The 4,734-nt window shown below is 61.0% G+C and carries 7 protein-coding genes; 4 read left to right on the forward strand and 3 right to left on the reverse strand.

Features of this window, described 5'->3' with window-relative positions:
• From tnpC (MOV63_RS31945) to MOV63_RS31955, 3 genes are all read right to left on the reverse strand, one after another.
• Positions 1 to 1,539, reverse strand: a 1,539-nt coding sequence (gene tnpC, locus MOV63_RS31945) for an IS66 family transposase (RefSeq protein WP_247039770.1), incomplete at its 3' end; no start/stop codon positions are given.
• Positions 1,540 to 1,612: 73 nt separating this feature from the next.
• The gene (gene tnpB, locus MOV63_RS31950) at positions 1,613 to 1,957 is read right to left on the reverse strand and encodes an IS66 family insertion sequence element accessory protein TnpB (protein ID WP_011053349.1); all 345 of its coding nucleotides are present in this window, start codon (positions 1,955 to 1,957) and stop codon (positions 1,613 to 1,615) included.
• Complete coding sequence (locus MOV63_RS31955) at positions 1,954 to 2,304, reverse strand: transposase (RefSeq protein WP_245305709.1); 351 nt, start codon at positions 2,302 to 2,304, stop codon at positions 1,954 to 1,956. The genes tnpB (MOV63_RS31950) and MOV63_RS31955 overlap by 4 nt, the downstream gene beginning before the upstream one ends.
• Positions 2,305 to 2,473: 169 nt before the next feature.
• On the opposite strand from MOV63_RS31955, the gene tnpA reads away from it, so the two are divergent.
• From tnpA to MOV63_RS31975, 4 genes are all read left to right on the forward strand, one after another.
• Positions 2,474 to 2,917 carry an IS66-like element accessory protein TnpA gene (gene tnpA, locus MOV63_RS31960; protein ID WP_247039771.1) on the forward strand — a complete coding sequence of 148 codons (444 nt, stop codon included), beginning with the start codon at positions 2,474 to 2,476 and terminating at the stop codon, positions 2,915 to 2,917.
• Positions 2,914 to 3,270 carry an IS66 family insertion sequence element accessory protein TnpB gene (tnpB, locus tag MOV63_RS31965; RefSeq protein ID WP_247039772.1) on the forward strand — a complete coding sequence of 119 codons (357 nt, stop codon included), beginning with the start codon at positions 2,914 to 2,916 and terminating at the stop codon, positions 3,268 to 3,270. Before tnpA ends, tnpB (MOV63_RS31965) begins: the two co-directional genes overlap by 4 nt.
• Before the next feature lie 71 nt (positions 3,271 to 3,341).
• Positions 3,342 to 4,439, forward strand: coding sequence for an IS66 family transposase (gene tnpC, locus MOV63_RS31970; RefSeq protein WP_247039773.1), 1,098 nt, complete (start codon positions 3,342 to 3,344; stop codon positions 4,437 to 4,439).
• Positions 4,388 to 4,734, forward strand: a 347-nt coding sequence (locus MOV63_RS31975; RefSeq protein WP_247039774.1) for an IS66 family transposase, incomplete at its 3' end; no start/stop codon positions are given. The genes tnpC (MOV63_RS31970) and MOV63_RS31975, both read left to right, overlap by 52 nt.

Raw genomic sequence — 4,734 nt, forward strand, 5'->3', positions numbered from 1 at the left:
GCCACGAGGCCGATGCCAGGCGATCACGGCGTCCGATATCTCACAACCCACTTCAAAATCCCCTTTTATTATAAGGACATCATCAGATGAGCAGTATGTCGCGCCGCCGTCACTGCCGACGAATAGACTGTTCTTTCTCGTAATTGTCTGGGGCCTGATTGCGCGCTCGACGATGTTGGAGTCGAGCTCGATACGGCCGTCGGTCAAGAAGCGTTCGAAGATGGAGCGACGCGAGGTGGCATAGCGGATCGCTTCTGCGAGTTTCGACTTGCCGGAGATCCGCGGCAGGGTCTTCTGCCAAAGGTCGAAGAGCTCAGTGACGACGGCAGCAGATGTCTGCTGACGCGCCGCGACACGAGCATCAGGGCTTTGCCCGCGGGCTGTTTCTTCGACCTGCCAGAGCTTTGCCATCAGCTCCACCGTCTCGGTCGCAATCGTCGAGCTTTCCGAGGCGTGGAGCTCGTAGAACTTGCGCCTGCTGTGGGACCAGCAGCCGGCCAGTATCACGCCGTCATTGCCTCCGTCAGATCGAGCGAGCTTGTTGTAGGCACCATATCCGTCGACCTGGAGGATGCCGTGATAGCCATTCAGATGCCGGGCGACACGATCGCCAGCACGGCTATCTTCGAAGCGATAGGCGACCATCGGCGGGCCACTGCCGCCAAAGGGTCTGTCATCCCTGGCATAGGCCCATAACCAAGCCGTCTTTGCTGATCCGGATCCCGGCGCGAGCGTTGGCAACGTCGTCTCGTCAGCGAAGATACGCTCCGCCTTTTTAATCTCGGCAAGGATATAATCGGCCAGGATGTCGAGTTCGAAGCCGAGTTTGCCCATCCATTGGGCCATCAGCTTACGATCGAGCTCGACCTTGTCGCGGGCATAAATTGCCTCCTGCCGATAGAGCGGAAGGCCATCGGCATACTTGGAGACCGCGATCTGGGCCAGAAGCGCTTCCGTTGGAATGCCACCCTCAATGATGTGCGCGGGTGCGGATGCCTGGATGACGCCATCTTCGTTTTTGAAGGTATACTTTGGCCGCCGGGTGACGATGACACGGAACTTCGCTGGCGCGACGTCCAATCGCTCAGAGACGTCTTCTCCGATCAGCACCTTCTGCTTGCCGGCGTGTTCGGGCAGTTCAGCCGGCTCGATCACCACTTCGACCCGCTCCAGGTGAGGTGCGAAGCCCTTACGCGGCCGCGGCTGACGTTTGCCATCCGGATGGGCTGCGCCCTTGTTGACCTGGGCCCGGATCGCGGCGATGCCGGTCTCGATCTCCTCAAAGACAAATGCCTGCTGCTCATCGTCGATGCCTGGAGGTCCAAGCTTTTCCGATCGGCGGCCGAAGCGGGCACGATCGAAGGCTTTCAGGATCTGGGTCAGTCGTTCGATGCGCTCATCAGCATGGGCGTTTCTCGCCTTCAGATCTGCGACCTCGCTCTCCAGAGCGTCGGTCCGCGCCGCCTTGTCGGCCATGGCAAGGACCATGGCCTTCAGCTTCTCTACATCATCCGGGAGCTGCAGATCGGGCGGCGTCATGAAGCTTACCAGAGCATATTCTGCTCCAGTTTTCCTGCCCTTTCAGGCGGTTGATTCACTTCGCCGCAGGCCTTTACCCAACAATCTCCGGCGGCTTAACCGCCACAGAGCGAACCCGCTTCCAGTCCATGCCGTCAACGAGCGCCATGAGCTGGGCATGATTGAGCTGCACCCGATTATGGCCGATCCGCGGCCAGCAGAACTGCGCCTTCTCCAGCCGCTTGGAATAGAGACAGACCCCTGATCCATCCCACCAGACGATCTTGACCCGGTCTGCCCGCTTCGCCCGGAAGACATAAAGCGAGCCGTTGAACGGATCACTGCCGGCGTCGCGCACCAGCGACAGCAGGCTGTCCGGCCCTTTGCGGAAGTCGATGGGATGGCTGGCGAGGAATACTTTTACACCCGCGGGGATCATGCCGAACGAACCGCCCGGATCACGCGCTGCAGATGCGCCTCGTCGGCATGCCGGCCCGCCCGCACGACGATATTGCCAATGACGATTTCAACGATGGGGTCAGGGCCGGACACAAAGCTCTGCGAATCCGTTGTCTCTGCTGCTTGCCCAGGCTCATCACTGCCCAACAGTTCTCTGCGCCAGCGATAGAGCTGAGAAGGCAGTATCCCGATTTGCCGCGCGACTGCCGAGACGTTCACACCCGGCTGACAGGCTTGCTCGACCGCCGTGGCCTTGAACTCGTCAGACCAGAACCGCCGCAACTGTCGCGGCGAGCCGTCAAGACGATCGGGCACCGCCTCGATCATCCGCATCAATCCAAGGCTAGCCGCAGGCCTAGACATAGATCCTCACACTCAGAGAAGTCGTATGTCCGGAATACTCCGCTCAGCATCATCCACGCCAGATGGGGTCTCCTTGCCGCTTACGGATCAGGGCGTGATTGACGATGTTGAGCCTGAACGAGGGCTTAGACATATGTCGATTTCACAGCTTACGATTAAATCCAGCGACGAAGAACCGTTGCGCAGGTTTGAGGTTTTTACCGGCAGCGGCCGCCGTCGCGAGTGGAGCGATGAGCAGAAGGCGCAGATCGTCGCCGAGAGTTACGAGCCGGGCGTGAAGGTCTGCACGGTAGCGCGACGTCACGGATTGACCCCGCAGCAACTGTTCACCTGGCGTCGGCTCGCCCGTAAGCCGCTCGAAGCCGCGCCTGCTGCTGATGTTCCTATGTTCGCGCCGGCGGTCTTGGAGGTGCCAACGAAGTCTGTGGCGAAAGAGCCGGAACCGCGCGCACGCAGAAACAAGTCGGGCAATGGCGCAATCGAGTTGGAGATTGGCGGGGCGATCATCAGGATCGCATCCGGCACCGACGCCGCGACAATCACAGCGGTTATCAACGCCGTGAAGGTACAGTTGTGATCGGACCGTCGGGAGCGGTAAGGGTGATGGTCGCCACCCGACCGGTCGATTTCCGCAAAGGCGCGGAGGGCCTGGCGGCACTGGTGAAGGCCGAGATGGGTGCCGATCCGTTCTCCGGTGCGATCTATGTGTTCCGGGCCAAACGGGCGGACCGGATCAAGCTCGTCTTCTGGGACGGCAGCGGCGTGTGCCTAGTGTCCAAGCGGCTTGAGGATGGCGAGTTTCATTGGCCCAGGATGCAGGATGGTGCGATGCGACTGACGGCCGCCCAGTTCTCGGCCTTGTTCGAGGGGCTGGACTGGAAGCGCGTTCATGCGCCGGCCGATGCACGCGTTCCGCAGGCGGCGGGATAGTCGCCGCGACCAATTGAATCAGGTCCGTCCATGCTCTCGTTTTGGTCGCCGGATTGTGCTGTTGTCGGTCCATGACGATGACGGCTGACGAGCTTCCCGACGACCTGAACGCGCTGAAAGCCATGGTGCTTTCGCGCGAGCTCGAGAACGCCCGACTTCGTCAGATCATCAAGGAATTGCAGCGCCATCGCTTCGGCCGTCGTGCGGAGACGCTTCCAGAAGATCAGCTTCTTCTTGGGCTCGAAGAGGCCGAACAGGTCGAGGCCAATGGCCTGGAAGCCGAGGAGCAGGTGTCGAGCGATCTGCGCCGGGAACGGGCGGCGAAGCGGCGGACAAACCGCGGTTCTCTTCCCGCCCATCTGCCGCGCATCGATGTGGTCATCGACATCGAGAGCCATGACTGCCCTTGCTGCGGCCATGGCCTGCATCGGATCGGCGAAGATGTCAGCGAGAGGCTCGACATCGTGCCTGCCCAGTTCCGCGTTCTGGTGACGCGCCGGCCAAAATATGCCTGTCGCGCTTGTGAGGAGATTGTCGCCCAGGTGCTGGTCTCCAAGTATGCCGATCACTTGCCCCTCTACAGGCAGGCGCAAATCTACAAGCGCCAGGGGATCGATCTCGACCGCTCCACGCTCGCCGACTGGGTCGGGCGTGCCGCCTGGCATCTGCGCCCGCTTCATCAGAGGCTGCTCGCACAGATCAAGACCTCGTCCAAGCTGTTCGCCGACGAGACGACCGCTCCGGTGCTTGATCCAGGTCGAGGCAAGACCAAGACCGGTCAACTCTGGGCCTATGCTCGCGACGACAGACCATGGCACGGAGCCGATCCGCCCGGTGTTGTCTATGTCTACGCCCCTGACCGAAAGGGCGAGCGGCCGGTGGCCCATCTCAATGGCTTTGTTGGCGTGCTGCAGGTCGATGGATATCCCGGCTATCGCGCGATCGCCGCGGGCAACAGCGTGTCTTTGGCATTCTGCTGGAGTCATGTGCGCAGGCGGTTCTACGAGCTCGCTGCAGCCGGGCCAGCGCCGATTGCCAGCGAAGCGCCCAGGCGTATCGCCGAGCTCTACAAAGTGAAGACGATATCCGCGGCAGGACCCATGAGGAGCGCCGCGATGTGCGGCAGGCAAAGAGCCGCCCGATCGCTGACAACCTCGCACCATGGCTGACCGAGCAACTCACTCTTATCAGCCAGAAGACCAAGCTCGCCGAAGCCATCCGCTACACGCTGTCGCGCTGGGATGGGCTGACCAGCTTCATTGATGACGGCCGCATCGAGATCGACTCCAATACCGTCGAACGTTCAATCAGGCCAATCGCACTCAATCGGAAAAATGCGTTGTTCGCCGGCTCCGACGGCGGCGCGACATACTGCTCATCTGATGATGTCCTTATAATAAAAGGGGATTTTGAAGTGGGTTGTGAGATATCGGACGCCGTGATCGCCTGGCATCGGCCTCGTGG

The sequence above is a fragment of the Neorhizobium sp. SHOUNA12A genome, from assembly GCF_023006505.1.
Lineage (GTDB): Bacteria > Pseudomonadota > Alphaproteobacteria > Rhizobiales > Rhizobiaceae > Neorhizobium.